Consider the following 26434-nt stretch of genomic DNA (forward strand, 5'->3'; position numbering starts at 1 on the left):
TATGAACAGTTACATTTGTATTTTCCTTTTATTGTTCGTTTAGCTTTATAACAGGATCGAAGGTAGTGAGGTTCGTATAATCTACCGGCCCGACATCAGTGATTGCATAATCCGGGATTGCCGTGATCGGCAGGAAGAACATGTACATCAGTGGTTCAGGCAGTGTGGAGCCAAGGTCCTGTGCAGCTTTGTTCAGTTTCTTTTCCTGTGCGGCAATTACTTCCGGTTCTTCATCACTTGCAATTCCGCCTACCGGGAGCGGCAAAAACTCGATGATTTCGCCGTCAGCGACAACAACCTGTCCGCCGCCCTGTTCGATCAGATAATTTACGGCGAGGGACATATCCTCCGGATTCACACCCATCACAATCAGGTTATTATCATCCGGTGCGGCAGAGGATGCCATCGCGCCTCTCTTTAAATTCCAGCCGGAGCAGAACGCGAGGGAGCGGTTGCCGTTTCGCCCGAATCGTTCGAGGACAGATACCAGGGCAACATCCTGTTCAGGATCAGGAAGAATGATTCCGTCCTCCACATTGAGAACAACGTCCCTTCTCTTACGGACGAAAGGTCCCTGTACATCCATTGCCAGAACATCTGCTGTTCCGTTTATCATGTCTACTCTGTATTCAAAATCTGCTTTTGTTGTTTTCTGGCACTTCAATTCACTCTTGAGGACTGTGCTTCTTTCCGGAGCCTTCAGATCATAGGTAAGCTTCTTATTCTGTGCCACCAGCTGCCCATTCGTGATAACTGTCTCAACATGGAATTCTTCCGGGCTGTCGACCAGCAGGATATCCGCGATTCTTCCCGGAGAGATGGAACCTACCAGATGATCGATGCGGTAAGCTTCCGCACTGTTGATCGTACCCATCTGGATTGCTGTCATCGGTTCCACACCGGCTGCAATTGCAAGACGTACAACATTGTCGAGGTGTCCCTTTTCCAGAACATCTGTTGCGGTCACATCATCGGTACAGAAGCTGACGCGGCGTGCCATGTAAGGATTTACCTCTGTCACTGCGCGGATATTTTCGGCCAGGAAATGTGTAACAGATGATTCACGGATCAGCATGTGCATTCCTTTTCTCATCTTCTCAACCACTTCTTCATGGTCGTAGCTTTCGTGGTCCAGACGTACTCCGCCGCACAGATAGCCGTTTAAGTCATTTCCTCTTGCCATAGGTGCACAGCCGAATACCGGGAGACGGTTTTTGAATGCCTGTTCGATGGCACCCAGTGTGTTCTCATCCTCTTCCTGCAGAAATTCCCGGACTGTCTCCCACACACCGAAGCATTCCGGCCACTGCTGAACCTCTTCATGAACTTCTTTTGTGAAGTTAAAAGAAACGGTAGATTCCGGTATTGTGTAAGGCGTCTTGTAAGGCGCTCCCCAGAACACCTTCAGCGGGCTCTGTTTTACTTCAGCCAGAACTTCCTTTAAGCCTTCCAGACCGGATACGGAAATGTATTCGTCAAGACCAGAAATCATGCTTGTTGTCCCGCAGGGTACGACAGCCTTTGCAAAACTTGTAATGCTCAGCTTGCTGCATTCACTGTGGATATGTCCGTCGATAAGTCCCGGCACGAGGTACTTTCCCTCTGCGTCGATGATTTTTGTACCGGGTCCGGTATAATCGGATACATCACCGACAGCGGCAATCATATCTTTATAGATTGCGACATCGGCAGGGTAGATCTCACTCGTCATTACATTGACCAGATTACCGCCCTTCACAACAGTATCAGCCGGGATAATCCCCCTTCCTGCACGGATCATTTCTTTCAGGTTTGCAATTGTTCTCTCCATGTTTGTTCCTCCTTCATGTGAAACCAGTTTGGTTTTTGAATAATAAAAAAGATACATCGGCCGCAAAGGCGGCTAAACAGGTTTCCCGTCCTGCAAATGTATCTTGAAGAATTTACAATATGAAATTAAATTAATCATATCATATCCTTCCTAAAATGAGAATACGGGGCTTTCCTATTATTTTATTATAACTGGATATTAAGACAGCTTATAAGTTGACTCCGACATCATAATATCAGTACAGTTATTTTTGTACAAAACTGTAAAAAATATGAAATTAAATGGAAAACAGTACAAAAAAAGACTGGTCCGGCACCTGTCTGTTATGACAGGTGCAGGCCAGTTCTTTTATGATGTGAATATTCTTTTACAGAAACGGTTACGAGAGGATGCTCATCCCCACTCCGAACGCTCCAGGGCCGGTATGGCAGCCGATGCTCAGCGAGAGGGGATCGTAATACACGTATGCTCCCGGAAATGCCTCTTCCAGTGTGCGCTTCCAGTCGAGAGCCTCTTCTTCAGCCAGATGGGAGCCGGCAGCCCCGATCCGGACTTTTTCCATATCTGGATTGTGGAATCGGTTTGACAGGTCATCCTTCAGCGCTTCTATGATTTTCTTTTTACTCTTTTTCATGCCCCGGACTTTGGCAAATGCATCCAGCCGCTCGCCCTGAATACTTAAGATCGGCTTGATGTTCAGCACGGTGCCGAGCGCCGCCGCAGCAGGTGTAATCCTGCCGCCCTTTAAAAGGAATTCCAGAGTGTCAACAGCCAGATAGATCGTGGACTGGTATGCACTGGCCTCCAGACGTTCCTTGATTTCCAAAGCAGAAGCACCCTGACCGGCCATCTGTTTTGCTTCGAGCACGGATTCCCTCATTGTGACAGAAATCCTGTGGTTATCAACAACCTGGACCTTACCACCATAATCTTCGGAAAGAGCCAGCGCTGTGTGGCAGGACTGGCTTAGGCCGCTGGACATCGGGATATAGACAAGGCAGTCATAGCCCTGTGCAAGTACGCGATCCCAGAGGTCCATGACATCTCCCGGAGACGGCTGTGAGGTAGTGACACTTTTACCATTGGTAAGACTCTGGTAGAATTCTTCCTGTGTTAGATCCGTTTCTTCATAACGGACTGTTCCGTCTATGATGACAGGCATTGGAATCAGGAAAATGCCAAGTTCTTTTGCTTCCTGCTTCTTAATGCCGCTGTTGCTGTCCGTGATAACGGCTGTTTTCATAGTTGAAAACCCTCCTTCTTTTTAAAAGTACGCTTTTCCAATAAGCTTAAACAGCAGCGGGTTACGCTGAGATTATATGCTTGCTATTTATTTGTTCTATGGATATAATCAAGTGTGACAAATTGTAACATTTTTAAGCATTAAATTCAATCATACAACTGTTAACTGTTACAAAAGAAAGGGTTTTGTTCATGAAAAGGCAAAGAAAAAATCAGGCAAACCAGCTTGCAAGAGAGTGTATGGTCACCGCACTTATGCAGCTTTTAAAAGAAAAACCATTGTCCGCCGTATCTGTATCAGAACTTACAGAAAAAGCGGGCGTTTCCAGAATGACTTATTACCGGAACTACCAGTCGAAAGAGGAGATATTTACTGTTTATCTGGATGATATACTGGATGATTACAGAGATGACGTGAAAAATCTGTTCCAAAAAGGAAACTATTATGATCTGGAAAATTTAATCCACTGCTTTTCATATTTCCGGCAGCACAGATTATTTTTAGAAAGCCTGTTCCAGAGCGGGCTTGGCCACACATTTCTGGAATCCGTCGGCAGGTACGTGGTTGAAACATGGTACAGGCCGGGAGACGGAATTGAACACTATTATGCACTACAGGCATTTACAGGCGCTCTTTACAACCTTTATATATCCTGGTCTGAGAACGGTGCGAAAGAATCACCCGAAGAAATGGCCCGGATCCTGTACCGGATTTATGCAGAGCCTGCAAACTGAAAATAACGATTTTAATATGTAAAAATGCATTGCTATTACCGGTATAAAACTGTATGATTGGTCTATCAGCAGATGCGTTTTTTGCATCTGTCATTCCTGTAAACTTGGATCAGTGAGGTAGAAATAAAGAGGTAGGAATATGACAAAGAATACCATTGGGCATAATATCAGGACTCTCAGAAAAGAACACAATATGACACAGGAACAGCTGGCACAGCAGTTAAGCATGAAGAGACAGACACTGTCTAATTATGAGATTGGGAAGAGAATACCGGATATCTATGAACTAATAACCATTGCAGATATTTTTGATGTGACTCTGGATGAGATAGCCGGAAGAAAAAAGTCAGGGAAAGGCTGCACCAAAAAGGCAGATCCCCCTCTTACCGGCAGTCAGCCCGATTAGGGGGCAGTTTACCGTTCGACAGTAAAATCAGGGGATATGGCGTGAAGGACACTTTGTTTAGAAAAAGTGTTCTTTTTTTCTGAAACTTTTTGCTGTTCTTTTTTATCTAATAGGTATCAATCGATTGAGGATGCATGAAAAACAGAATCAAATTGTTGGATTCGAAGACAAGGGGGAGTGCAAAGGTGACGAATCTGGTAAAGAAAGCGCAGTCTGGTGATAAAGAAGCGTTCATAACTTTAATGGAAGAGCATAAGCAGACTTTATATAAAATTGCCATCAGCATGCTGAAGAACGATGCAGATGCAGCGGATGCGATCCAGGATACCGTTCTCAGCAGTTACGAGAATCTTAAGGGTCTGCGGGAGCCAAAGTATTTTAAGACATGGCTGACGAGGATTTTGATTAACCACTGTAACCGCATATTAAAGGAGCGTGGAAAGATGGTACCGATAGAAGAACATCCGGAATTGGAGGGGGCACAGGTCGATACTTCGGGACGGGAATTCCTGAAGCTTTTAAATGAATTGGAAGAACAGTACCGCATTGTCCTGCTTTTGTATTATGTGGAGGGATTCAGTATCAAAGAAATCGGTGCCATACTGGATATGAATGAGAATACTGTAAAAACAAGACTGTCGAGAGGGAGAATCTGCTTCAAGAAGCTCTACCTGAAAGAGAACCCGTCGTCAGCCTATGGAATGGAGGTTTAGAAATGGGAAATTCTGATATTAGCATTAAAGAGACTCTGCAGGAAGATGTCAAGATTCCTGAGATTGTAAATGACAGTCTGGACGAAGCGTACGATAAGATCAGGAAAGACGAGGTACGGATGAAATTGCTCCGCAGCCGGAGTAAAAAGAGACTTTACAGAAAACTGGGGGTTGCGGCAGCGGCGGCATGCATGGTGCTTGTCCTGACAGGTGTTTTCTTTGTAAATCCCGCGCTGGCAAAGGATATTCCGATCCTCGGTGATCTATTTGGAAGGATTCAGGAAATACGGGATAACCATCCCTATCCGGAAAAGGATAAGACTGCCTATGAGAACATTGCAAAACATTCGGAACCAGTCAAGGACCCGACGAATGTGGCCGAGGACCAGGGAATTACGATGACTGTATCGGATGCATACTGCGACGGGTATGACTTGTATTTTACCCTGTCCCTCCAGACCGGGGATGAGGAACTGAATGCTGCTGACCAGTTGAACCTGCTCTGCTACAGAGACGGGGACCCGATTGCTTTTTTTGCATGGCTGTATGTGAATGGTGAGGAAACGTGTTCCACGTATACCCTGTCACCGGCCAAATCTGAGGAGGGCCTGTTTGTAGCCCTGGTCCGAGTTCCGGCCATGAATATTGAAGCAGGGAAGTTCCCGGAGGATGTGACGGTAAGCATGGATATCGGGGCAGTGGGGGCGCAGAAGTTTGACGAACCATATCATGAGGAGATTAAGAATTATGAAAGGGTTGGATACAAATGCGTGGAAGGCTCGTGGAAGCTGCAGTTCAAGGCTTCTTCCGATACATCACAGAACAGGACGGCAAAACCGGAAGCCGAAAACAACGGATTTGTCGTGGAAGAGGTTACACTGACACCGAGTAATGCCCATATGATCCTTCATATTCCGGCTGAGTGGGAACCGAAGAATCCGGCAGTAGTTCTGATGGATACGCAGGGAAACAGGGTACAGGATGAGTCAGAAAAGATTATAAAGAACGATGACGGTACAGAGGTCAGGTATATAACGTTTGACCATTCCGATGCGAACGATTTTGTACTTCAGATGTATGATAAAAACGGGGAACCCGATGAAAACGGTGGACCGAGAATGATTGCGGAGATCCCATTTTCTGTTGAGTAAAGCATAGCAATCCGGCCTGGCTTATGATAAGATAGGTACAGAATAAATTTTATAATATCCAAAGCCGAAAGGATATGCCGGTTATGTTAGAACATTTTAAAGATATTGAAAAAGTACAGGAAGTGCTGTGTCAGGCACAGACTGGATTATGGGCGATTGAACTTGACGAAGGCAGGCCGCCAAGGATGTATGCAGACAGCTCTATGCTGGAGCTGTTAGGGTATGATGAGGCTCCTTCTCCGGAAGAATGCTATCAGGGCTGGTACGGCAGGATAGAAGAAGAGTGCTATCCTGTCGTACATGATGTTGTAGAGCGTATGAAAGCGGATGAGAGGGCAGAAGTCCAGTATTCATGGAACCACCCGAAGTGGGGGAAGATCTATGTACGGTGCGGCGGCGTGAGAGATGCCGGATATGGCCCCGGAGTCTGTCTGAGGGGATACCACCAGAATATAACGGATACTATTATGCTAAAGCAGGAGGCTGAGAGAAAAGCCGGGATACTAACCAAGCTTTGCAGCAGTTATTATTCTGTCTATGTGTTTGATTTGGAACATGATATTGAGGAGGCTGTCTGGCAGGAGGACCAGCAGCGCAGGGAGGAATTCCCTGCAGGCAGCCTTAAAATGTATTATGACAAATTCATACAGGAATATGTCTGGCCGGATGACCAGGAGAAGATGAAACGGGCAGGCAGTCCCCAATTTCTGAAGAAAATGCTGTCATCGGAACAGCCGGCATATGATGTAGATTACAGAAGAATCTATCCGGAGGGGCCGCAGTGGGTGCGGGCCCGTTTCAGTATTGAGGAAATGGAGGATGGCGTACTTACAAAAGTAATCTTCGCCAATATGAATATCCATGAGCAGAAACTGGACGAGATGAGGCAGGAAGAGCAGAACCAGAATGCCCTGCTTGCGGCATATGAGACAGCGAAAAAGGCGAATGAAGCAAAAAGCAACTTCCTTGCACAGATGTCACACGACATCAGGACTCCCATGAATGCGATTATCGGCATGACCTCCATTGCAGCATCACATGCAGAGGATCCGGAAAAAGTGAGAGACTGTCTGGAGAAGATCAGTTCCTCCAGCAGTCATCTGTTAAAGCTGATCAACGAGGTTCTGGATATGTCAAAGATTGAGAAAGGGAAGGTGGAGCTGGCGCAGAAACCATTTTATCTGGACAAGATGATTCAGGAGGTAGATACAATTATCCGGACGGAGGCTGCTGAGAAAGAGCAGGATGTCCATATCAAGATAGATGGAATCATCCACAACCATCTTAAGGGGGATGAACTCAGAATCAGGCAGGTACTGCTGAACCTGTGCAACAATGCAGTCAAATACACGCCAAAGGGCGGGAAGATCCGGCTGGAGGTGCACGAACTGTCCGCGGGAACGCAGGACAACGGGCGTTTTGTATTTATCGTAGAGGATAATGGGATCGGAATGCCGGAAAGCTTTAAAGATTATATATTTGTACCGTTCTCACGGGCCGAGAGCGTACGGAGCCGGAATATTCAGGGAACCGGGCTTGGCATGTCTATTGCACAGGGGATTGTAGAAGCGATGCAGGGCAATATTCAGGTGGAAAGCGAAGAGAACCGCGGCAGCAGGTTTACGGTAACTTTGAACTTGAAGATTGCAGACGGGGAAAAGGGAATATCTAAAAGCACAGAACCGGGAGACGAAGGCAGTGAGCATAAGAAAGGCAGTCCGGTCGTGAAAAATGCCGGCTGTAGGGAGGAAATGAAAGGGATGCGCCTTCTTCTTGTTGAAGATAATGCGTTGAATCAGGAGATTGCCAGAACATTGCTGGAAGAAGCAGGGTTTCAGATTGATTGTGCAGACGATGGGGCACAGGCGCTGGAAAACTTCCGCCTGTCAGAACAGGGGACTTACAAGGCAGTCCTGATGGATCTGCAGATGCCTGTCATGGACGGCTGTACGGCTGCGAGGGAGATTCGCAGAAGCAGTCATCCGGACGGCAGAACAATACCAATCATTGCCCTGACTGCCAATGCGTTTGCAGAAGACGTGGCAAAAGCGCTGGCAGCCGGCATGGATGACCATATCTCCAAACCAATAGATTACCAGCGCCTGTTGACTACATTGGAACGGGTGGTTTTTCACAAAGAGGAACTATAACGGGAAGATACATAAGATTTCTGAAAGGGGCGGGGGTTTATTCTCTGCCTCTTTTTCTGTATGGAGATATATCCGTCTATAATATCAGTGACGGGGCGGTATAGACTCTGGCGGCGAACTCCTGATTCAGTTCATAGAGACATTTTGTATCGTTTCCAAACAGTTTCATTTTTGCTATCAGTTCGCTGACAGATTTCTCTTCTTCACCCTGTTCTTTAATGAACCATTCAAGCACCTGGGTCGTCCGGAAGTCTTTCTTTTTAAATGCAGCCTCATAAATACGGTTAAAACGAGCTGTTACCTGTCTCTCATGGTCATACGCCATTTTCAGCGGCTGTGCGGGGGATGTGAGTTTACAGTCAGGCTTGGGGACCAGCTCGAGAACAACTTTTTCGTCATTGTTGTGGAGATATTGGATCAATAGTATCGCGTGGTCCAGTTCCTCTCTGGCCTGTATGCGGAACCAGTTTTCAAAGCCGTCAAGATCTGCCTCTGAATAGTAATTTGAAAATGCCAGATATAAATAGGATGAAAAGAACTCAAAATTGATCTGGCTGTTGATTAACTGCAGAATTTGTTTATCCATAACTGCCTCCTTAAAGATGTTTCTTGGGATAGTATTTTCTAAATTGGAAATTTTATACGGTATAAGATTCCGAATAAAAAGTTATACAGTATTTTATATGGGCAAAAATTGCAAAGTAAACGCCAATCATGTATAATGAAGACATTCATAAAAATTCGGTTTCATACAGGCAGATTGTACATTTTGCCTGTATAAGGGAGGATACATGAGACAGGTTACGAGAAAACTAAAGCCGGGGAGAATCACACGGCAGTTATCAATGATTATGACAGTACTGCTGATTAGCCAGCTGTTTTATATCAATACCTTTGCGTCAGGCAAAGAGCAGGAGAAAGAACAGCCGGTAAGCAGGGTGATAAAAGTAGCCTTTCCAGATTCACCAGGTATCAGTGAGGTAGATGAAAATGGCAATTATAATGGCCTGTTAGTTGATTATCTGAATGAGATTGCCAAATATACAGACTGGGAATACAAATATTATGAGGGCAGTGCAGAGGATACATTGAATGGATTTCTGAACGGCGAGTATGACCTGATGGGCGGTGTATTTTATTCTCCGTCGCTGGAAGAATATTTTGCTTACCCTGAGTACAGCATGGGGAACAGCAGGGCAATTCTTCTATGCAGAAAAGACGATAAAGAGATCAAGAGTTATAATCTGAGAAGCATGAACGGAAAGACGATAGGTGTATATGAGTCTGCGAAAGAGAAGATTGCATATCTGAATGAATTCCTGAATCAGAATAATCTGGACTGTACCTTAAAGTATTACACAGCGGAGGAACTGAAGGGGGAGGATAATCTGTACAGATTTCTGAAGAATGGTGATGTTGACCTGCTTCTGGGAAATGACGGGGATAAAGACGAGGAGTTCCGGGCGGTTACATCATTTGCCGCCCAGCCATACTACCTTGTTACCCAGATCAAAAATAAGGATATCCTCAGAGAAATGAATGAAGCTCTGGAAGCAATTCAGGAAGCCGATCCGGGCTTTGCTGCCAATAAATATGAAGAAAACTTTCCGGATGTGGATAATTTTGATATTCAGCTGACGGAAGAAGAACTTACATATTTGAGGGAGAAAAAGGAAATCACGGTAGCGGTTGTAAGGATGTGGCATCCTTTTTACTGCGTGGAGAATGGAATGGTAGAGCATGACGGGATTCTTCCCGATATTTTTGAACGTATGTCGGAATACCTCGGCATTCCATTTACATTTGTGTATGCAGAAACGTATGAGAAGGCGCTTGAACTGGTCCATAACGATGAGGTGGATATTCTTGGGGCATATCTGGATTCAGATGAGGATGCTTTTGCAGAGGGCCTTGCTCTTACAAAATCGTATACAAGCCTGAATAGTATTATTATTAAGAATAAGTCCGTAAATTACCCGGCACAGGGAATGACTGGCGGGATCATTGCAGGAAGAACAATGCCGAACGATATCCCTGTTGAACATATCAGATATTATGACTCGATAAATGAAGGGCTGAAAGCAGTGAATAAAGGAGAGATTGATTTTGTTTACGGACTTTCGGCAAATTTGGATCAGGAGATGCAGAACCATCATTATACGAATATCGTACCAATATCCAGAGTGAATAACAATACGGCAGTGAGTATGGCGATGGACCGTCCGGTCGACAAGATACTGCTCGGTGTGTTGGACAAAGCAATCAATAACATTTCTTTAAAGGATATGAATACGATTGTAGATAAGAATCTAATTTCAATGGGAAGCAGCACCCTTACTTTATCGGAATTAATTTATGCGAATCCGGTGGCATTTATCTTCATTTTATGTAGTTTTGTACTCTGTATATTGATTGGCGTTGTTATGGCGGCCCGTTCGAAGGTGAGAAGAACCATGATGGAGGGGGAACTGGCCAGGGCAGAGGCAAAGAGCCGTGCAAAGAGTGAATTTTTGTCTAAGATGAGCCACGAAATAAGGACGCCTATGAATGCGATCATAGGCTTATCGGACCTTACCTGTATGAAGGACGAAATCCCGGATTCGGTGGAGGAAAATCTTCAGAAGATCAGGTCATCTTCCCAGTATCTGCTCTCACTCATCAATGACATTCTCGATATGTCCAAGATCGAGAACGGAAAGATGGAAATTATGCCGGATGAGTTCTCTATGAAAGATATCACGGACAAAATGATACAGATGATTGAACCTCAGGCAGAGCAGAAAGAGATACGTTTTATTCCATGCCTGAAAATAAATACAGATACGCTGGTTGGGGATGCGGTCAGGCTTCGTCAGGTACTGCTGAACCTGCTTGCGAATGCACTCAAATTTACCCCGGCTGGTGGAATGATCACACTGAGTATTCAGGAAAAAGGGTATCAGGGGGATAAAGTCAGATATTTCTTTGAAGTCCGTGACACAGGAGTTGGAATTGCGAGAGAAAATCAGGGCAGGGTGTTTAAATCATTCGAACAGTTTGGCAATAATTCAGCAAAAAGCGAGGGAACTGGCCTTGGACTGCCTATCAGTAGTTATATTGTCGAAGCGATGGGCGGACAGCTGAAGCTGGAGAGTGAAGCAGGAGAGGGATCCAGATTCTTCTTTGAACTTTTGTTCCCTGCGGGCACGAAAAAAGATAGTACAGAAAAAGAGATTCAGGATAAAACGGAAGACTTTACAGGAATCTGTATTCTGCTTGCCGAGGATAACGATCTGAATGCCGAGATTGCAAAGGAACTGCTGGAACTGCGAGGGGCAAAGGTAGACCGTGCGGCAGACGGGCAGGAAGCGGTTGATCTGTTTGAAAACAGTGCTCAAGGCTGGTATCAGGCAATACTTATGGATATCAGAATGCCGAATAAAGACGGACTCCGGGCCACAGAGGAGATTCGACAGAGCAGCCATCCGGACAGCCGTACTGTCCCGATTATAGCGATGACGGCCAATACATTTAAAGAAGATGTGGAAGCGTCAGAAAAAGCAGGGATGACAGCCTTCGTGCCAAAGCCGGTAGATATTCATTACCTGTGGGAGATTCTGCAGGAACAGCTTCGTTGACATTAACGCGATATCTGATATGTAGTATTTATTACTATATAAAAGAGTTGACATAACCACGATACACGCGTAAGATAAAAATATACCCAAAGGGTACATACTTATGAGGCTGCTTTTAGCCATGAAAATATAGGATAGGAGAGGAAATGTATGATGGGAGATTATGTATTAAGCTGTTGTTCTACTGCTGACTTGTCACCGGAGCATTTCAAAGCCCGTGATATATCATTTATCTGTTTTCACTATTATATGGACGGCGTTGAATATGCGGATGACTTAGGACAGAGCATGCCATTTAAAGATTTCTATACGAAGATGAAGGAAGGGGCAGATACGAAAACCTCTCAGGTGAATGCCGGGGAATTTATAGAGTATTTCCGTGGTTTTCTCAAACAGGGCAAAGACATCCTGCATGTCTGCCTGTCTTCGGGGATATCGGGTGTTATCAATTCAGCCATGACTGCAAAAGAGGAGTTGGAAGAGGAATTTCCGGAACGAAAGATTTATATTGTAGATTCGTTCGGTGCATCTTCCGGTTACGGACTGCTTATGGACCGGCTGGCAGATCTTCGCGATGAAGGCATGAGTATAGATGAAGTTTACAGCTGGGTGGAAGAATACCGGCTCAACCTGCATCACTGGTTTTTCTCTTCAGATCTTACATTTTATGTAAAAGGCGGAAGAATTTCGAAGGTTTCAGGATGGTTTGGAACCGCTCTGGACATCTGCCCACTTTTGAATATGGATGATGAGGGACGCCTGATTCCCCGGTTTAAGATCAGGGGGAAGAAAAAAGTAATCAAAGAGATCGTGAATAAGATGGAGCTCTTTGCAGAAGGCGGTCTGGATTATTCAAAGAAGTGCTTCATATCCCACTCGGACTGTTATGAGGATGCACGGAAAGTGGCAGATATGATTGAATCACGGTTCCCAAAGCTTCAGGGGAAAGTCGTAATCAACAGCGTGGGAACAACGATAGGAAGCCATACAGGGCCGGGCACGGTGGCACTGTTTTTCTGGGGGGAGAAAAGGAAACATTAGTTCTTGGGATAACCTGAATTGGCTAAATTAAGGAAGTCAGTACGATAAACCTGCAAGGGGCCCAATTCCCCTTGCAGGATCATCTGCAGGCTTCCTTTTTGATTTTAGAAATTTTTAAACTTTATTATTTAAATTTTAGAAAGTAAATATTGACGGCTTTTTCTGAAAGTGGTAGTCTGAATCTATCTTAAATGGATGGCATTCTGGCCTTATTCAGTCCATGAGATTTCTATTTATTTCGGTGCTTTGTTTTCGAAGTTAAATCCGTAAATTAGAAAAACAAAAGAATGATGTAAAGGAGGAGCAGCCTATGGATAAACTGCTGCAAAATTATTTTCCAATGATTCGGACAAGAAGGGAGGTGCTGAAAGAAATTAAAAACGACGATAAGCTGCTGGGCATATTCGAACAATGGAAGGACGAGCAGCAGGAAGAATTTTTGGACTTCTGTACCGGAGCAAGAGGGGTAAAGATGTTATATGATTCATTTTTCAAGGAAATATTCAGTCCGGAATATCATCCGGAAAGATTAGAAGAAATCTTATCACTGATCTTAAAAAGAAAGGTAAGGATATGCCAGGTCCTGCCAAATGACTCTGTGAGGATAGCAGATGAGCAGAGCCTTTTGATCACAGATATGCTTGTTGAGTTAGATGATGGAAGTCTTGCGAATATCGAAATCCAGAAAATCGGTTATGCATTTCCAGGTCAGAGGGTGGCGTGTTACTCGGCGGATACTTTGTTAAGACAGTATAAGCGGGTGAAAAGTGAACGGAAAAATAAATTTACATATCGGGATATCAAAACCGTATATACAATTGTGTTTTTTGAAAAGAGCACACAGGAATTTCATTTGCTAAAGGAACATTATATACATAAATCAAAGCAGGTATTCGATACCATGCTCCAATTAGAAACGCTGCAGGAGTATATACTCATCCCTCTTGACATCTTTAAGGAAAACATGCACAATAAAATTATAGATAGCGAATTGGAGGCATGGCTGTCTTTTGTGGTATATGATGAGCCGGAGAAGATAATAGGGCTGATAGAAGCATATCCGAAGTTTAAAGCCATGTATGAAGAAATTTATAATATGTGCTGTAATATTGAAAGGGTGATGCAGATGTATTCAAAAGAACTGGCGGAATTGGACAGGAATACAGTACAATATATGATTGAAGAACAGGAGAAATTGATAAATGAACAGGCAGAGCAGATAAATGAACAGGCAGAGCAGATAAATGAACAGGCAAAACAGATTGCAGAATTGAGAAAAAGGCTGGAGAATTTATCTGCTGGCCGATAATGATATGAGCACTTTAAATTTAACAGCTTTTTACAGTGTGCTGCGAATATTTTCTGTCGGGTTGTCCATAATATTCCATATGTTTGATTTGGGAGATTAGGAGAACTGAGAATGAAGACATTTGACGAGCTTTATCGGGATATTCTGGCGCAGAAAGTATCATTGAAGGCGCCTCTGCCGCCGGAATACGAGCCATATCATCTGGATTGTCTGCTGCATCCGGAAAGAAATGCCCCGGTTCTGTTTGATGAACCGTGTACGGACTGTGCATATGAGAGGGCGTGCCAGAACAGCTGTATTTTTGATGCCATAGAAGAGGGCAGTGACGGGAAATTGTTTATCAATCCAAACCTTTGCACCGGATGCGGAGTCTGTATAGATGCATGCGAGAATCATAATATCTCGGCGGGAAAGGATATCCTCCCGGCCATGAAGGCAGTGAGAGAGGCCAAAGGGCCTGCCTACATGATGGTAGCACCGGCATTCTTAGGCCAGTTCACAGAAAATGTTACACCGGGAAAGCTAAGGACGGCTTTTCGGGCACTAGGTTTTTCAGGTATGGTGGAGGTCGCGCTTTTTGCAGACATTCTGACGCTGAAAGAAGCACTGGAATTTGATAAGCATATTTTGGAAAAAGGGGATTACCAGCTGACGAGCTGCTGCTGTCCTGTCTGGATTGCCATGATCCGGAAGATGTATAAGGAATTGATGCCGCATGTACCGGGTGCTGTTTCACCGATGGTCGCCTGCGGACGCATGATCAAACTTCTCCATCCGGATGCGGTGACTGTCTTTGCCGGCCCGTGTCTGGCAAAAAAGAGCGAAGCCCGTGAAAAGGATGTTGCCGGTGCTGTTGATTATGTCCTCACATTTCAGGAAGTACAGGATATTTTCGAAGCGGCGGATATCCATCCGGAGGAACTGGAAGATCAGGAAAAGGAACACTCATCACGTACAGGAAGAATCTATGCCCGGACAGGTGGGGTAAGTGAGGCTGTGAGGGAGACGGAGAGGCAGCTTCGTCCTGACAGAAAGATCAAAGTCAAGGCAGAACAGGCCGACGGGATTCAGGACTGCAGGGTGCTGATCAGCCGTATACAAAATCAGGAAACAGATGCAAACTTCTTCGAGGGGATGGGGTGCCCCGGAGGATGTGTAGGCGGACCGAAAGCCATTCTTAATAAAAACGAAGGAAAAAGATTCGTGGATGAATATGGTGACCAGGCATTGTTTGCCACACCGCTGGAGAACCCGTATGTGATGAAGATGCTGGAGAAACTGGGATTTACAACAGTCGAAGATTTTGTTGAGAACAGTGAACTGCTGGTAAGAGACTTTTCATAAAATGTTATATTGCATGGATACAGGAGGGCCGGTTAAGGAGAAATTCTTTACCAGCCCTTTTTCGTTTAAAGTGCGTTTGGTAATTCACCTGTATACATGCTAGAAAATATATCGGAAAAATTTCAGGCTTGTAACACAAATAGAAAGCGGGGGATTGCAATTCAGGCAGGGAATGTGATAGCCTAATGGAAGAATGAAGGAGGAAAAACAGATGGAAGGAAAAATCCTATTCGTAGAAGATGACAGAGATCTTGCACAGATTGCGATGGATTATATGAGTGACCATTCTATGGACTGCGTGTATGCAGAAAGTGCAGAGGAAGCTTTTGCATGGCTGTATAAAGAGCATGTCATCCTGATCGTTCTGGACATTAACCTGCCGGGGATGAACGGATTCCGGTTTTGTGAGAAACTGCGGCAGGAGACGGAAGTGCCGGTGATATTTATTTCTGCCCGGACAAACGATACAGATAAGGTAAACGGACTGATGTTGGGCGGGGATGATTATCTGGCTAAACCTTATTCTCTGGTGGAACTGTATTCACGGATTGCGGCACTTCTGAGGAGAACATATGGCTATGGTGCAAGGAATGTGATCCAGTTTGCAGACATTGTGATCGACCAGAAGGCAGGAAATGTATCGAAGGCAGGGAAGACTTTGGACTTTACTGCAAAAATGTATGATCTTCTTGTATATCTGGTTTCCCATCCGGGGGAAATCCTGACGAAGGAGCGGCTCTTCACGGAGGTATGGGGCTATGGCTCCGAATCATCACCGTCCGTTCTGCCGGTACATATCCGCTGGCTCAGGGAACGGATTGAGGAGAAGCCTTCCGCACCGGAGCATATTTTAACTGTACATGGAAAAGGGTATAGATTTGAAAAATAAACGTTTCAATGGACTACCCTTTAGAGAGGAATCAGGACGAATGAAAAAACGATTTTTCAGGATCATGTTCATATCATATGCTGCAGCTGTTATTCTGCTCTTAGCTGGCTGGGCCGGGATCAGCAGGCGTTCTTTTGGTGAAAACATAAATGTAGAGTGGAATGAGGCTGTACATGAGCTGGATCTTTCACAGACGGAACAGGGGCGGCTTCAGGGAATCCTTCAGTATATGGAAATCTGGAGGACCGCTGAGATGGTGGAATATATGTATGGGGTGATGTCACTTATTTGTGTGACGGGCATGACTGTATTTTTCCTTTATTTTTACAATACTTCTGTACGTCCTTTTATTAGTATGGAGAAGTTCGCCGGGGAGCTGGCAATGGGGAATCTGGACTTTCCTCTAGAAATTGAACGCTCACAGATGTTCGGAACGTTCTCCTGGGCATTCGATCATATGCGTGAAGAATTGAAAGAGGCAAGACGGAAAGAAGAGGAGGCACTGGAGAAAAACAGGACGATGATTGCGGGAATATCGCATGATATCAAGACACCGGCAGCAAATATAAGGAATTACTGCGAGGGACTCTCCCTCATGATGGATGCGCCGCCAAAGAGAAGAGAGCGGTATCTGCAGGTAATCATGAAAAAATGTGATGAAATCAGTGCACTGACAGATGATTTATTTTTGCATGCACTGAACGATATGGACAGGCTTTCAGTAGACCCGATACCTGTAAAAACAGACGAGATATGGGAGCGGGTATTGAAACCATTAGAGGAGCAGGGAATTATGCTCATGCGTGAACATCTATCGGATGCAATGGTGTTCGTGGATGAGAGAAGGCTGACACAGGTTATAGAAAATGTGATTAACAATTCACAGAAATATGCAGAGGGCAGTAGAATAGAAGCAAGTCTCACAGGAGAAGGCAAAGATATTGTCGTCCGGATCAGGGACAACGGGCCCGGAATCCCGCCGGAAGATATTCTCTATGCCAGGCAGAAATTCTACAGGGGTGCCAATGCACTGAGCCGGCAGGGTGCAGGATTGGGTCTCTATATCAGCGAAGTACTGATGAAACAGATGAATGGGGAAATCAGGCTCAGGAATCAGGATGGGCTGGAAGTCTCATTATGTTTAAAACGAGCCGGTAAAGAATCATAACAACATAGCCGCGGGAAAGCGGTGGAACCATATGGAGGAAATCATGGTTGAGACAGGAGTAGTATGCGGAAGATTTCAGATCTTCCATAAGGAACATTTACAGTATGTATTAAGTGCAAAAGAACAGTGCAGTTACCTGTTGGTGGGTATAACTTCCCCGGATGGCGTTCCGGGGCATGAGGAAAAGGCGGACAGGAACAGGGGGAAGCGGGCGGCAAACCCATGCACATATTATGAAAGGATGTGTATCATTAGGAATGCTTTGCTGGAAGCGGGGGTAAAAAGGGAGGAATTCGATATCATACCATATCCTATTGAAAGACCTAAGTTTATAAAAAGCTATGTGCCGGAAAATGCCTGTCATTTCATCACGATTCTGGACGAATGGGGCTACTGCAAAAAAGACCGGATTGAGGAAATGGGCTACTCGGTCATGGTTTTGTGGGAAAACATTCCGAAGCACATATCTTCTACAATGATCCGTCAGGCGATAGGCCGAAACTGCCAGTGGAGGCAGTATGTACCGGAAGCGACCTATGAGTACATCACAACACATAAGATAGATGAAAGAATTTCCGGGTTATTAAAAGAAGAGGACCAGATTTAAAGATTATTTAATCTTTCCTGCGCTAGTATGGCATTACAAGGAGGAGAAAAATATGCAGAATTTGATCGAGACAACGAACTTATGTAAGAGCTATGCAAGCGAAGGACATCAGATACACGTATTGCGAAACATTAATCTGGAGATCCACGAGGGACAGTTTACAGTCATCATGGGGGCCAGCGGTTCGGGAAAATCCACGCTGCTTTATATGTTAAGCGGAATGGATAAGCTGACAAGCGGGAGTGTGAAGGTCTGCGGGGAAGAACTGCCGGGGAAAAAAGACAGGGAAATTGCAAGGTTCCGTCAGGAGACGGCAGGATTTATCTTTCAGCAGATGAATCTGTTATCCCATATGAGCAGCTTTGAGAATATCTGTGCAGCCGGTTATCTGAAGAAAGGCCGTGCAAGGAAGGAGGTACACCGTGAGGCAGAGGCATTTCTAAAGCTGACGGGAATACCGGAGCTTGGCGGCAGGCTGCCGGCCCAGATGTCAGGAGGACAGCAGCAGAGGTGTGCGATTGCCAGGGCTTTGATTAACCATCCTAAGATATTGTTTGCAGATGAGCCTACCGGAGCACTTAATTCGTCGGCAGGGAAGGAAATTCTGGACCTGCTTTATTCAATGAGCCGCAACGGGCAGAACATACTCATGGTTACCCATGACCTGAAAGCGGCATTGAGGGCGGACCGTATTCTGTATCTGAAGGATGGAAAAATAGAGGGAGAACTCACCATGCCCCCTTATCAGGAAACAGAAGCACCCGTCAGAGAGAAGCAGCTGATCGGCTGGCTGTCAGGAATGGGGTGGTAGCATGGGAAGCTTCATGATATTAAAAAATGACCTGCGCAAAAGGAAAGGCCAGTCTGTCATTATCTTTCTCCTTTCCCTGCTGATTACGATTCTGCTGGCAACGACGGTATCTGTTATATGGAAAAGTGATGAAACGTATGAGGACATATCCAAAAAGACAGGAACGCCCGAGATTGTTAATATTTATTCGGCACAGCAGATCGGGGAGGGGACAGAAGTTTACGAAAAGCTGCAGAAGCAGAAAGAAGTGGAAAACTGTTTTCTGGAAGACATCCTGTTGATGACGGACAATAATTCTGTCAAAATGGGGGATGCCGACTGGTATTCCAGCAGTGTTTTCCTGCGGGCGGTGCCGGATAAGTATTCCCTCGCCGAGGGGGAATGGAGGGAAGACGGAGTCTATCTCCCGATCAGTCTGAAATCTTCGCAGGGACTAAAAATAGGAGATAAGGTCCGGCTGAAATTTTCAGACCGGAGTGTGGAATATCCGGTGGCAGGATTCTTCGAGGATCCGTTTCTGGGCGGCACAATGATAGGCTTTAAGCAGTTTTTCATGGAAGAAGAGACATTCCGAAGTCTGTTTACCGCAGAGAGTACCTGCCACGGGAAACTGATGGGAATGTGGCTGAAGCCGCATAAAGAAGCCAGCTTGTCAGAAGTCATGAAGAAACTGAATGAGAAGACAAGAGTAACAAGCACGGGAACGATGTATACAGAAAGTACCTTGTTAAAAACGGCAACAATGCTACTGACAGATATTTTCCTGAGCCTGATCTTTCTGTTTGGACTTCTGCTGCTAATGATTCTGTTGATCACTATACGGTACCTGCTCTTATCCTCATTGGAGGATGACTATCGGGAGATTGGTGCCCTGCATGCCGTGGGATATACAAAGAATTCCCTGGTTGCAGCAAAAGTACTTCAGATATTCCTGCTTGCAGCAGGCGGCGGTCTATGTGGATTTATTGGGTCGGTATATACGATTCCGGTGATCGGAAGTTATGCAATGGATGGGACAGGAATCCTGTGGCACGGGGGTATGAAGGTCCTTCCTGCCGTGTTATCGGTTCTTCTCATTTTCCTGTTCATCCTGTCGGTCACATGGATCAGTTTAAGAAAAATCAAGAAATTGTCTACGGTTCAGGCAATCAGGAACGGGAATGAAGACATCTATTTTAAAAGCCGCCTCCAGATTCCACTGGAAAAACTGGGATTTCTGCCGCTGCCGCTTCGGATGGCGGTAAAAAATCTGTCCGTAAGGACGGGGCAGTTTGCACTGCTCGTATTTGTCTGCGGTTTCATGATATTTTCCATGATCAGCATTTCGGCATTAAATGAAAACCTGCATGATCTCAAGAAACTGTCTGCTCTGTTTGGCAGCACTGTTTCAGATATTACAATCACAGACAGGGCCGAAAAAACGCCGGAGAACGATAAACGGTTTGAGGACTTCATTGAAATGGTGAAAAAACAGGATAATGTAAAGCTTGTTTACTCTTCGGAACATGAATATATGAGCATAGACGGGCAGAAGATGCTGCTTTTAGCTGTCAGTGAATTTACGGATGAAAATCATCAGGAACCATTGGAAGGAAGGATCCCGAAATATAATAATGAGATTATGACAACGAAGATCGCGGCGGAATATCTGGGAAAACAGATCGGTGATACCGTTGTGATTGAAGAACAGGACCGCAAAGAGGAGTATTTGATTACCGGATACTATCAGTCCAGCAATGACGGTGGTAAGATCGCATGTGTGACTTACGGGGGAATGTTACGGATTGCCCCGGATTTCAAGTACAGCACATGTGAAATTGTTTTAAACGATGAAGAAAGTCTTTCACAGAATATAAAACAGATCAAAAGGCTGGCAGAGGATGAAAAGATGAACCTGAAGATCGAGGATGTGGGAAATGAGATTGAATCATCTATGAAGGAGGCCCAGGCCGGTATCCTTGCGCTGGTTGTCCTGTTCTATCTGCTTGCGGTTCTTATGACGGGGCTGGTAACATTCCTGCTTGCAGTCACATTGTTGAAACGGCAGAAGAGGGAGTTCGCGATTCAGAGAAGCATGGGATATCATTTGAAAACCCTTCGCCTGCAGTTTGCGTATATGTTTGGCCTCGCAGGGCTGGCGGGGGCAGTTCTGGGAATTGCAGCCGTGTATCTGTTTACAAATAAGATGTTCGGCATCCTGTTTCGGACGATCGGTATTGCACAGTTCCATGCAGATGTGACGGTACCTGCAATTATCCTTCCTGTGTCCATCCTTGCCGGATTCCTGACCGCTTTTTCTTATCTGATATCCCGGAGGATAAAAAGGACAGGGACAAGGGAACTGGCTGAAGATGCATAATTGAAAATAGGGTAAAAATACATTAAGTTTATGAGATTCACGGGAAAATAACATGCCCCGCAGGACAGAAAATATGCTATACTATGGAAATAGATAAGCATTTGTAAAAATCAGTCCTGCGTGGCATTTTTTGAGTTCAGAATGCCTTGTATCCGGGCGGAAGACGGGAAGGGTGTGGGGGAATTTGAAAAGGAAGAAGTATAGCGTGGTGCTGCTGACATTACTGGTTTTCTGTTTTGTCCTGTCTGCTGCATTTGACAGTCATGCTGCTGCGGCATCGGGAGAGACGGTCAGAGTCGGATATTATCCGCTGGAAAATTACCATGCTGAAAATGAGAACGGGGAAGTAGAAGGTTATGAGGCAGATTATCTTTCAAGGGTATCAGAGATTACCGGGTGGAACATAGAATATGTCAGGCTTGCCAGTTGGGAAAAGGGAATGGAGGCACTCAGAAATGGTGAGATCGACCTTCTTTCTCCGTCACAGTTTACGACAGAAAGGGATGCGGAGTTCCTGTTTTCCTCACTTCCACTGGGTAAGACGTACGGTGCAGTCATGGCTTTGAATACGAATGAATGCATTTATGAAGACTTTGAGGCATTTTCCCATATGACGTTTGGAGTAGAAAAGGGTTCTATCCACAGTGAGACATTTGCAGCTTATGCCAGTGAGCATCAATTCACACCTGATATTATGTACTATAAAGACTTTGAGTCTATGGTGGAGGCATTGAATGCAGGTGAAATCGATGCCCTTGTGGACAATATCATGCGCACGCAGAAAACGATGAGCCTGCTGGGGAGATTCGGAACTTCCCAATATTATTTTATGGCAAATAAGAATGACCGTGTTCTTATGTCCGGACTGAACGAGGCCATGTATCAGATCGATGTAGAATCGCCCCAGTTTGAACAGGAACTGAGAAGTAGATATTTCCCGGTATTTGATGCAGAGATTCTGACAAAAGAAGAGATCGAATTTGCACAGGGGATGAGGGAACTCATTGTGGGATGTCCGGTGAATACGGATCCGGTATCTTATCTGGATAAGGAGAGCGGTGAGACGGCAGGAATTACCCGGGATATCCTGGACCGGGTGGCGGCAAATACAGGATTGAAGTTCAAATACGAGGCACTTCCCGCCGGACAGGTTACTTATGAAGATCTGCGGGCGAAAGGCGTTGACCTGATTGCCTGCGTGGAGTATAACAGTGTGAATGCGAAGAGTCCGGGGGTGCATCTGTCCAGTCCCTATTTCCAGGCAAAAAAAGTAGTTGTTTGTAAAAAGGACACAGAATTTGATACAGAGAAAGAGTTGACGCTGGCAATTGTATCAGGCTCCCAGACACTCGGAACCGTTCTTAAAAATACATATCCGTCCTTTCATATTGTGACTTATGAGACGCCGGAACAATGTCTGGAGGCTGTGAAATCCGGGGAGGCGGATGCTATGCTGCATAACCAGTATTCCATAGACCGTCTGCTCCAGAAACCGAGATATGAAAGCCTGAATGCTCTGGCGGCAGAAGGCATCGGGGATGCACAGAGCCTGTCTCCCGTGCTTTATAAATCGGGCAATGATACATTGGATGAGGATTTATCCAATCCACTTCTTATAAAGGTGATCAACAAAGGAATCAATAACATAACCGAGGATGAGATATCGAAAATACTGATCGACCAGACAACAAAGAGACGCTACCAGTTCACACTGGGAGATTTCATATACCGCTATCAATATATGTGTATGGCCGTTATAGCGGCACTGGCTGCAGCAGGCTGTGCAGCGGCATATTCCATGCGGATAAAAAAGAAAAATCTGGAAATACTCAGAAACAGTGAAAAGCAGCTGGAGAATATTACAAATAATATAAACGGCGGTGTATTGATTCTCCAGCCTGACCGGGAACTGCACCTTCTCTATGCAAACGAAGGCTTCTGGAATCTTCTGGAGTATGATGCAGACAGGATGAAACAGCCAGAGCAGGATAACTATGTGATGTATGTCCATGAGGATGATAAAGAACAGCTTGCCGGACTTATGGAGAAGGCGGATGAGGGAGATGCAGGTTCCGTTTCTTTAAGGCTGCGTGTGCGAAGGCGGGACGGTTCCTATATTCCAGCGTTATTTAATGGGACACTTGCTGCTGATGAGCAGGGACTGATCAAACTGTATTGTGTGATCATGGATATTTCACAGGAGGTTGCGATACAAGAGCAGTTAAAACTAGAGGAGCAAAAACACCAGCTGCTGATTGACAAGACGGAGCAGATCGTTTATGAGATCCAATTTGCACAAAAGGAAATTAAAACTTCAGAGTCTTTTTGCCGGAAGTTTGGCTGGAGACTTATGCAAACCTATAAACGACTGGATGCGGCCGAGATTTTAAGCATATGGCGTGTCCATCCGGAAGATCAGGCTGCATTTACGGAGAACTTTAGAAAATCGCTGGATGCACTTGAGGATACGAATATAACGGTGCGCCTGATGCTGGCAGACGGACGGGCCCTCTGGTGCAGTGTCAGCCAGTTTATTATGCTGGATTCGGAAGGTGATCCGCTGGAGATACTGGGGCTGATCCGGGATGTGGACCGGGATATGAGAGAAAAGAAGAATCTGGCAGAGAAGTCCAGAATGGATCCCCTGACCGGACTGTATAATAAAGAAGCATTCCGCCGTGAGTCAAAAGAATATCTAAGGCAGAATCTGGATGAAGAGTGTGCCGTACTTTTTGTCGATCTGGATCATTTTAAGAATATCAATGACCTGCTTGGGCATATGGAAGGGGATAAGGCGATAAAAGATGCTGCGCAGACATTAAAGGCCATTTTTTCAAGCCAGGATGTAGTGGGCAGATTCGGAGGGGATGAATTCTGTGTGCTCGTGAAAGATATTACGATGGAGGCGCTGACCAGAAAAGTAGAGTGGCTCAGGGAAAAACTGCGCTGTATTTATAGTAACGGGAAATACCAGGTACAGATTACAGCAAGTATCGGGGTTACAACATCCATGATAAGCGGTTTTGACCTAGGGGTTCTGCTTGAACATGCGGACACGGCGCTGTACCGGTCAAAAGATGCCGGACGCAACTGCTATACATTTTACGGCACAGAAGAATGAAAATGCAGCATGCTGAACCATCCCGGTGTAAATGAATTTGCAGGGAATGATTCTCAAAATTCCACATATACTTAAGATACATAATAATGTAAATCAGGGATGAGTATATGCAGGAATTAATGATTCAGATCATGAACCAGTTTGGATATCTGGGAGTCTGCTTTCTGATCGCGGTGGAAAATATCTTTCCCCCGATCCCATCGGAGGTGATTCTGACTTTCGGGGGATTCATGACGACCTATACGCGGCTTACCGTGCCGGGGGTGATTATCTTCTCGACACTTGGTTCTACAATCGGTGCAATTGTATTGTACTGGGTAGGGACTGCGTTAAATCCGGAGCGTCTGGAGACTTTGACGAAGGGAAGACTTTTTAAAATACTTGGATTTGAAAAGGAAGATGTGGAAAAGACAATTGGATGGTTTGATAAACATGGGAAAAAGGCGATTCTGCTGGGGCGCTGTGTTCCGATCATCCGGAGCCTCGTCTCGGTCCCGGCAGGAATGGCTGGCATTGGCATGCCGGTCTTTCTGGTTTATACGGTAATCGGAAGCACAGTATGGAATATTATCCTTGTGTCACTGGGGGCAGTTCTGGGGGCCTCATGGGAAGTGGTGCTCGTATACATAGGGAAATATGCAGCGTTTATCAAAGCAGTACTGATTGTTGCGGCCCTGTTTCTTGTTATACGGTTTATGTGGAAGAAAATCGCCTGTAAAGAACAGGGATAAAAAACAAAAGCTTGAGGGCAGTTTAAACTGCCCGGACAGGAGGAAATGTGTATGTACTATAATGAACTTGGAAAGACAGGAAAAAAGGTGAGCGCTATCGGTCTGGGATGTGAGAACCTTGATGGGAAACCGTACCAACAGGTGAGTGAGGTAATCAATACAGCCATTGACAGTGGTATCAACATATTTGATGTGTTCATGCCGGGCCGGGAGATACGTGAGAACATCGCAAAGGCGGTCGGGAACAGGCGGGACCAGGTGATGATCCAGGGACACATCGGCTCTACTGACGTGAATCAGCAGTACGATATCAGCCGTGACCTGCCGACGGTAAAGAAATATTTCGAAGATATGCTTCGTATTTTTGGCTACATAGATTATGGTATGATGTTTTTTATTGATACAGAGAAAGATTATCAGGATGTTTTTGAGACGAAGTTTATTGATTATGTGGTACGGCTGAAAGAAAAGGGCGATATCAGGCATATCGGATTCAGTTCACATAATCCGGTCACAGCGGCAAAAGTGATCAATACAGGGATCCCGGAAATGATGATGTTCAGCATCAATCCGGCATTCGATATGCTGCCATCGGAGGAATCCATATTTGACCATATGGAAACTGACATGGGTGTAAAATTATATAGGGGGCTTGATCCGAAGCGGGCAGAACTTTACCGGATCTGCAGTGCAAAGCAGATAGGGATCACAGTAATGAAATCACTCGGCGGCGGGAAGCTGATTTCGAAAGAACATACACCATTCGGACAGCCGCTTACTGTGCCGCAGTGCATCCATTATGCTCTATCACGTCCGTCTGTCGGAAGTGTCATGGTAGGAGCACAGACGATAGAAGAAGTACAGTCCGCGGTCAGTTATTTTGATCTGGATGAAGAGAAAAAAGATTATTCGCAGGTAATTTCGACCATGAGAAATGATTTTCAGGGAAACTGTGTCTACTGTGGGCACTGCCAGCCCTGTCCGTCTGAAATAGATATTGCCGCGGTCAACAAGTATCTCGATATAGCGCGTCTTACACCGGGGCAGGTGCCGGCTTCTATCCGTTCACATTATAACGGGCTTCTGCATAAGGGGGATGAGTGCATCGGCTGTAAAAGCTGTGAAGAGCGTTGTCCTTTCGGTGTGCCTGTTGTGAAAAACATGGAAGAGGCAGAGAGATTATTTGGAGACTCTGCATCAGTATAAATTTGTTCTATAGATGAAAAAGAC

Annotated in this window: 20 protein-coding genes; 17 read left to right on the forward strand and 3 right to left on the reverse strand. The window is 45.3% G+C overall.

The genetic code is table 11. The annotated features are described in order from the left end of the window. Positions 1–28: 28 nt before the first annotated feature. Together ABIN22_RS01685 and ABIN22_RS01690 are read right to left on the reverse strand one after the other, a co-directional pair. Positions 29–1810, reverse strand: coding sequence for an adenine deaminase (locus ABIN22_RS01685; protein WP_109729605.1), 1782 nt, complete (start codon positions 1808–1810; stop codon positions 29–31). 379 nt (positions 1811–2189) lie between these two features. Then, on the reverse strand, positions 2190–3053 hold the full coding sequence (locus ABIN22_RS01690; RefSeq protein WP_346906209.1) for a DegV family protein: 864 nt from the start codon (positions 3051–3053) through the stop codon (positions 2190–2192). Positions 3054–3244: 191 nt separating this feature from the next. Here ABIN22_RS01690 and ABIN22_RS01695 point away from each other — a divergent pair, with 191 nt between their 5' ends. The 5 genes from ABIN22_RS01695 to ABIN22_RS01715 all read left to right on the forward strand — a co-directional run bounded on the left by ABIN22_RS01695 (position 3245) and on the right by ABIN22_RS01715 (position 8207). Beyond that, the gene (locus ABIN22_RS01695) at positions 3245–3787 is read left to right on the forward strand and encodes a TetR/AcrR family transcriptional regulator (protein ID WP_118619341.1); all 543 of its coding nucleotides are present in this window, start codon (positions 3245–3247) and stop codon (positions 3785–3787) included. 139 nt (positions 3788–3926) lie between these two features. Beyond that, positions 3927–4193: a helix-turn-helix transcriptional regulator gene (locus ABIN22_RS01700; RefSeq protein WP_346906210.1), complete on the forward strand. Its 267-nt coding sequence runs from the start codon at positions 3927–3929 to the stop codon at positions 4191–4193. Positions 4194–4327: 134 nt separating this feature from the next. After that, on the forward strand, positions 4328–4906 hold the full coding sequence (locus ABIN22_RS01705) for a sigma-70 family RNA polymerase sigma factor (protein ID WP_346906211.1): 579 nt from the start codon (positions 4328–4330) through the stop codon (positions 4904–4906). 2 nt (positions 4907–4908) lie between these two features. Next, complete coding sequence (locus ABIN22_RS01710) at positions 4909–6057, forward strand: DUF4179 domain-containing protein (protein ID WP_346906212.1); 1149 nt, start codon at positions 4909–4911, stop codon at positions 6055–6057. An 83-nt stretch (positions 6058–6140) separates the two neighbouring features. Further along, positions 6141–8207, forward strand: coding sequence for an ATP-binding protein (locus tag ABIN22_RS01715; protein ID WP_346906213.1), 2067 nt, complete (start codon positions 6141–6143; stop codon positions 8205–8207). Positions 8208–8283: 76 nt separating this feature from the next. Here the strand turns inward: ABIN22_RS01715 and ABIN22_RS01720 are convergent, their stop codons facing one another. Further along, positions 8284–8793, reverse strand: coding sequence for a ferritin (locus tag ABIN22_RS01720; RefSeq protein ID WP_346906214.1), 510 nt, complete (start codon positions 8791–8793; stop codon positions 8284–8286). Positions 8794–8998: 205 nt separating this feature from the next. Here ABIN22_RS01720 and ABIN22_RS01725 point away from each other — a divergent pair, with 205 nt between their 5' ends. The 12 genes from ABIN22_RS01725 (at position 8999) to ABIN22_RS01780 (ending at position 26410) form a co-directional block, all read left to right on the forward strand. Beyond that, complete coding sequence (locus ABIN22_RS01725; protein WP_118619331.1) at positions 8999–11824, forward strand: ATP-binding protein; 2826 nt, start codon at positions 8999–9001, stop codon at positions 11822–11824. 153 nt (positions 11825–11977) lie between these two features. Beyond that, entirely contained in the window at positions 11978–12865 is an 888-nt protein-coding gene (locus ABIN22_RS01730; RefSeq protein ID WP_346906623.1) for a DegV family protein, read from the forward strand. Positions 12866–13175: 310 nt separating this feature from the next. Continuing rightward, positions 13176–14174 (forward strand): PD-(D/E)XK nuclease family transposase, encoded by a 999-nt coding sequence (locus ABIN22_RS01735; RefSeq protein ID WP_346906215.1) that lies wholly within the window; start codon positions 13176–13178, stop codon positions 14172–14174. A gap of 111 nt (positions 14175–14285) precedes the next feature. Continuing rightward, entirely contained in the window at positions 14286–15518 is a 1233-nt protein-coding gene (locus ABIN22_RS01740; protein WP_346906216.1) for a [Fe-Fe] hydrogenase large subunit C-terminal domain-containing protein, read from the forward strand. A gap of 211 nt (positions 15519–15729) precedes the next feature. Beyond that, positions 15730–16407, forward strand: a complete 678-nt coding sequence (locus ABIN22_RS01745) for a response regulator transcription factor (RefSeq protein WP_346906217.1) — start codon at positions 15730–15732, stop codon at positions 16405–16407. 40 nt (positions 16408–16447) lie between these two features. Then, positions 16448–17575, forward strand: coding sequence for a sensor histidine kinase (locus ABIN22_RS01750; protein ID WP_346906218.1), 1128 nt, complete (start codon positions 16448–16450; stop codon positions 17573–17575). Between the two features lie 43 nt (positions 17576–17618). After that, on the forward strand, positions 17619–18182 hold the full coding sequence (locus tag ABIN22_RS01755; protein ID WP_346906219.1) for a nicotinate-nucleotide adenylyltransferase: 564 nt from the start codon (positions 17619–17621) through the stop codon (positions 18180–18182). 52 nt (positions 18183–18234) lie between these two features. Next, entirely contained in the window at positions 18235–18993 is a 759-nt protein-coding gene (locus ABIN22_RS01760) for an ABC transporter ATP-binding protein (protein WP_346906220.1), read from the forward strand. A 13-nt stretch (positions 18994–19006) separates the two neighbouring features. Beyond that, a complete protein-coding gene (locus ABIN22_RS01765; protein WP_346906221.1) occupies positions 19007–21352 on the forward strand; it encodes an ABC transporter permease in 2346 nt (781 codons plus the stop codon). Between the two features lie 184 nt (positions 21353–21536). After that, on the forward strand, positions 21537–24473 hold the full coding sequence (locus ABIN22_RS01770) for a transporter substrate-binding domain-containing diguanylate cyclase (RefSeq protein WP_346906222.1): 2937 nt from the start codon (positions 21537–21539) through the stop codon (positions 24471–24473). Positions 24474–24580: 107 nt separating this feature from the next. Beyond that, entirely contained in the window at positions 24581–25204 is a 624-nt protein-coding gene (locus ABIN22_RS01775) for a DedA family protein (protein ID WP_109729593.1), read from the forward strand. A 51-nt stretch (positions 25205–25255) separates the two neighbouring features. Next, a complete protein-coding gene (locus ABIN22_RS01780) occupies positions 25256–26410 on the forward strand; it encodes an aldo/keto reductase (RefSeq protein ID WP_346906223.1) in 1155 nt (384 codons plus the stop codon). The last annotated feature ends 24 nt before the right edge of the window (positions 26411–26434 follow it).

The organism is Faecalicatena orotica, assembly GCF_905197545.1.
GTDB classification, from domain to species: domain Bacteria; phylum Bacillota; class Clostridia; order Lachnospirales; family Lachnospiraceae; genus Faecalicatena_A; species Faecalicatena_A orotica.

What these genes read in the sequence shown, in the direction of transcription:
- ABIN22_RS01685 (WP_109729605.1), bottom strand. Translation starts at nt 1,810, where the DNA reads ATGGAGAGAACAATTGCAAACCTGAAAGAAATGATCCGTGCAGGAAGG.
- ABIN22_RS01765 (WP_346906221.1), top strand. Translation starts at nt 19,007, where the DNA reads ATGATATTAAAAAATGACCTGCGCAAAAGGAAAGGCCAGTCTGTCATT.
- ABIN22_RS01775 (WP_109729593.1), top strand. Translation starts at nt 24,581, where the DNA reads ATGCAGGAATTAATGATTCAGATCATGAACCAGTTTGGATATCTGGGA.
- ABIN22_RS01690 (WP_346906209.1), bottom strand. Translation starts at nt 3,053, where the DNA reads ATGAAAACAGCCGTTATCACGGACAGCAACAGCGGCATTAAGAAGCAG.
- ABIN22_RS01705 (WP_346906211.1), top strand. Translation starts at nt 4,328, where the DNA reads ATGAAAAACAGAATCAAATTGTTGGATTCGAAGACAAGGGGGAGTGCA.
- ABIN22_RS01745 (WP_346906217.1), top strand. Translation starts at nt 15,730, where the DNA reads ATGGAAGGAAAAATCCTATTCGTAGAAGATGACAGAGATCTTGCACAG.
- ABIN22_RS01740 (WP_346906216.1), top strand. Translation starts at nt 14,286, where the DNA reads ATGAAGACATTTGACGAGCTTTATCGGGATATTCTGGCGCAGAAAGTA.
- ABIN22_RS01760 (WP_346906220.1), top strand. Translation starts at nt 18,235, where the DNA reads ATGCAGAATTTGATCGAGACAACGAACTTATGTAAGAGCTATGCAAGC.
- ABIN22_RS01700 (WP_346906210.1), top strand. Translation starts at nt 3,927, where the DNA reads ATGACAAAGAATACCATTGGGCATAATATCAGGACTCTCAGAAAAGAA.
- ABIN22_RS01755 (WP_346906219.1), top strand. Translation starts at nt 17,619, where the DNA reads ATGGTTGAGACAGGAGTAGTATGCGGAAGATTTCAGATCTTCCATAAG.
- ABIN22_RS01710 (WP_346906212.1), top strand. Translation starts at nt 4,909, where the DNA reads ATGGGAAATTCTGATATTAGCATTAAAGAGACTCTGCAGGAAGATGTC.
- ABIN22_RS01730 (WP_346906623.1), top strand. Translation starts at nt 11,978, where the DNA reads ATGGGAGATTATGTATTAAGCTGTTGTTCTACTGCTGACTTGTCACCG.
- ABIN22_RS01780 (WP_346906223.1), top strand. Translation starts at nt 25,256, where the DNA reads ATGTACTATAATGAACTTGGAAAGACAGGAAAAAAGGTGAGCGCTATC.
- ABIN22_RS01725 (WP_118619331.1), top strand. Translation starts at nt 8,999, where the DNA reads ATGAGACAGGTTACGAGAAAACTAAAGCCGGGGAGAATCACACGGCAG.
- ABIN22_RS01695 (WP_118619341.1), top strand. Translation starts at nt 3,245, where the DNA reads ATGAAAAGGCAAAGAAAAAATCAGGCAAACCAGCTTGCAAGAGAGTGT.
- ABIN22_RS01720 (WP_346906214.1), bottom strand. Translation starts at nt 8,793, where the DNA reads ATGGATAAACAAATTCTGCAGTTAATCAACAGCCAGATCAATTTTGAG.
- ABIN22_RS01735 (WP_346906215.1), top strand. Translation starts at nt 13,176, where the DNA reads ATGGATAAACTGCTGCAAAATTATTTTCCAATGATTCGGACAAGAAGG.
- ABIN22_RS01715 (WP_346906213.1), top strand. Translation starts at nt 6,141, where the DNA reads ATGTTAGAACATTTTAAAGATATTGAAAAAGTACAGGAAGTGCTGTGT.
- ABIN22_RS01750 (WP_346906218.1), top strand. Translation starts at nt 16,448, where the DNA reads ATGAAAAAACGATTTTTCAGGATCATGTTCATATCATATGCTGCAGCT.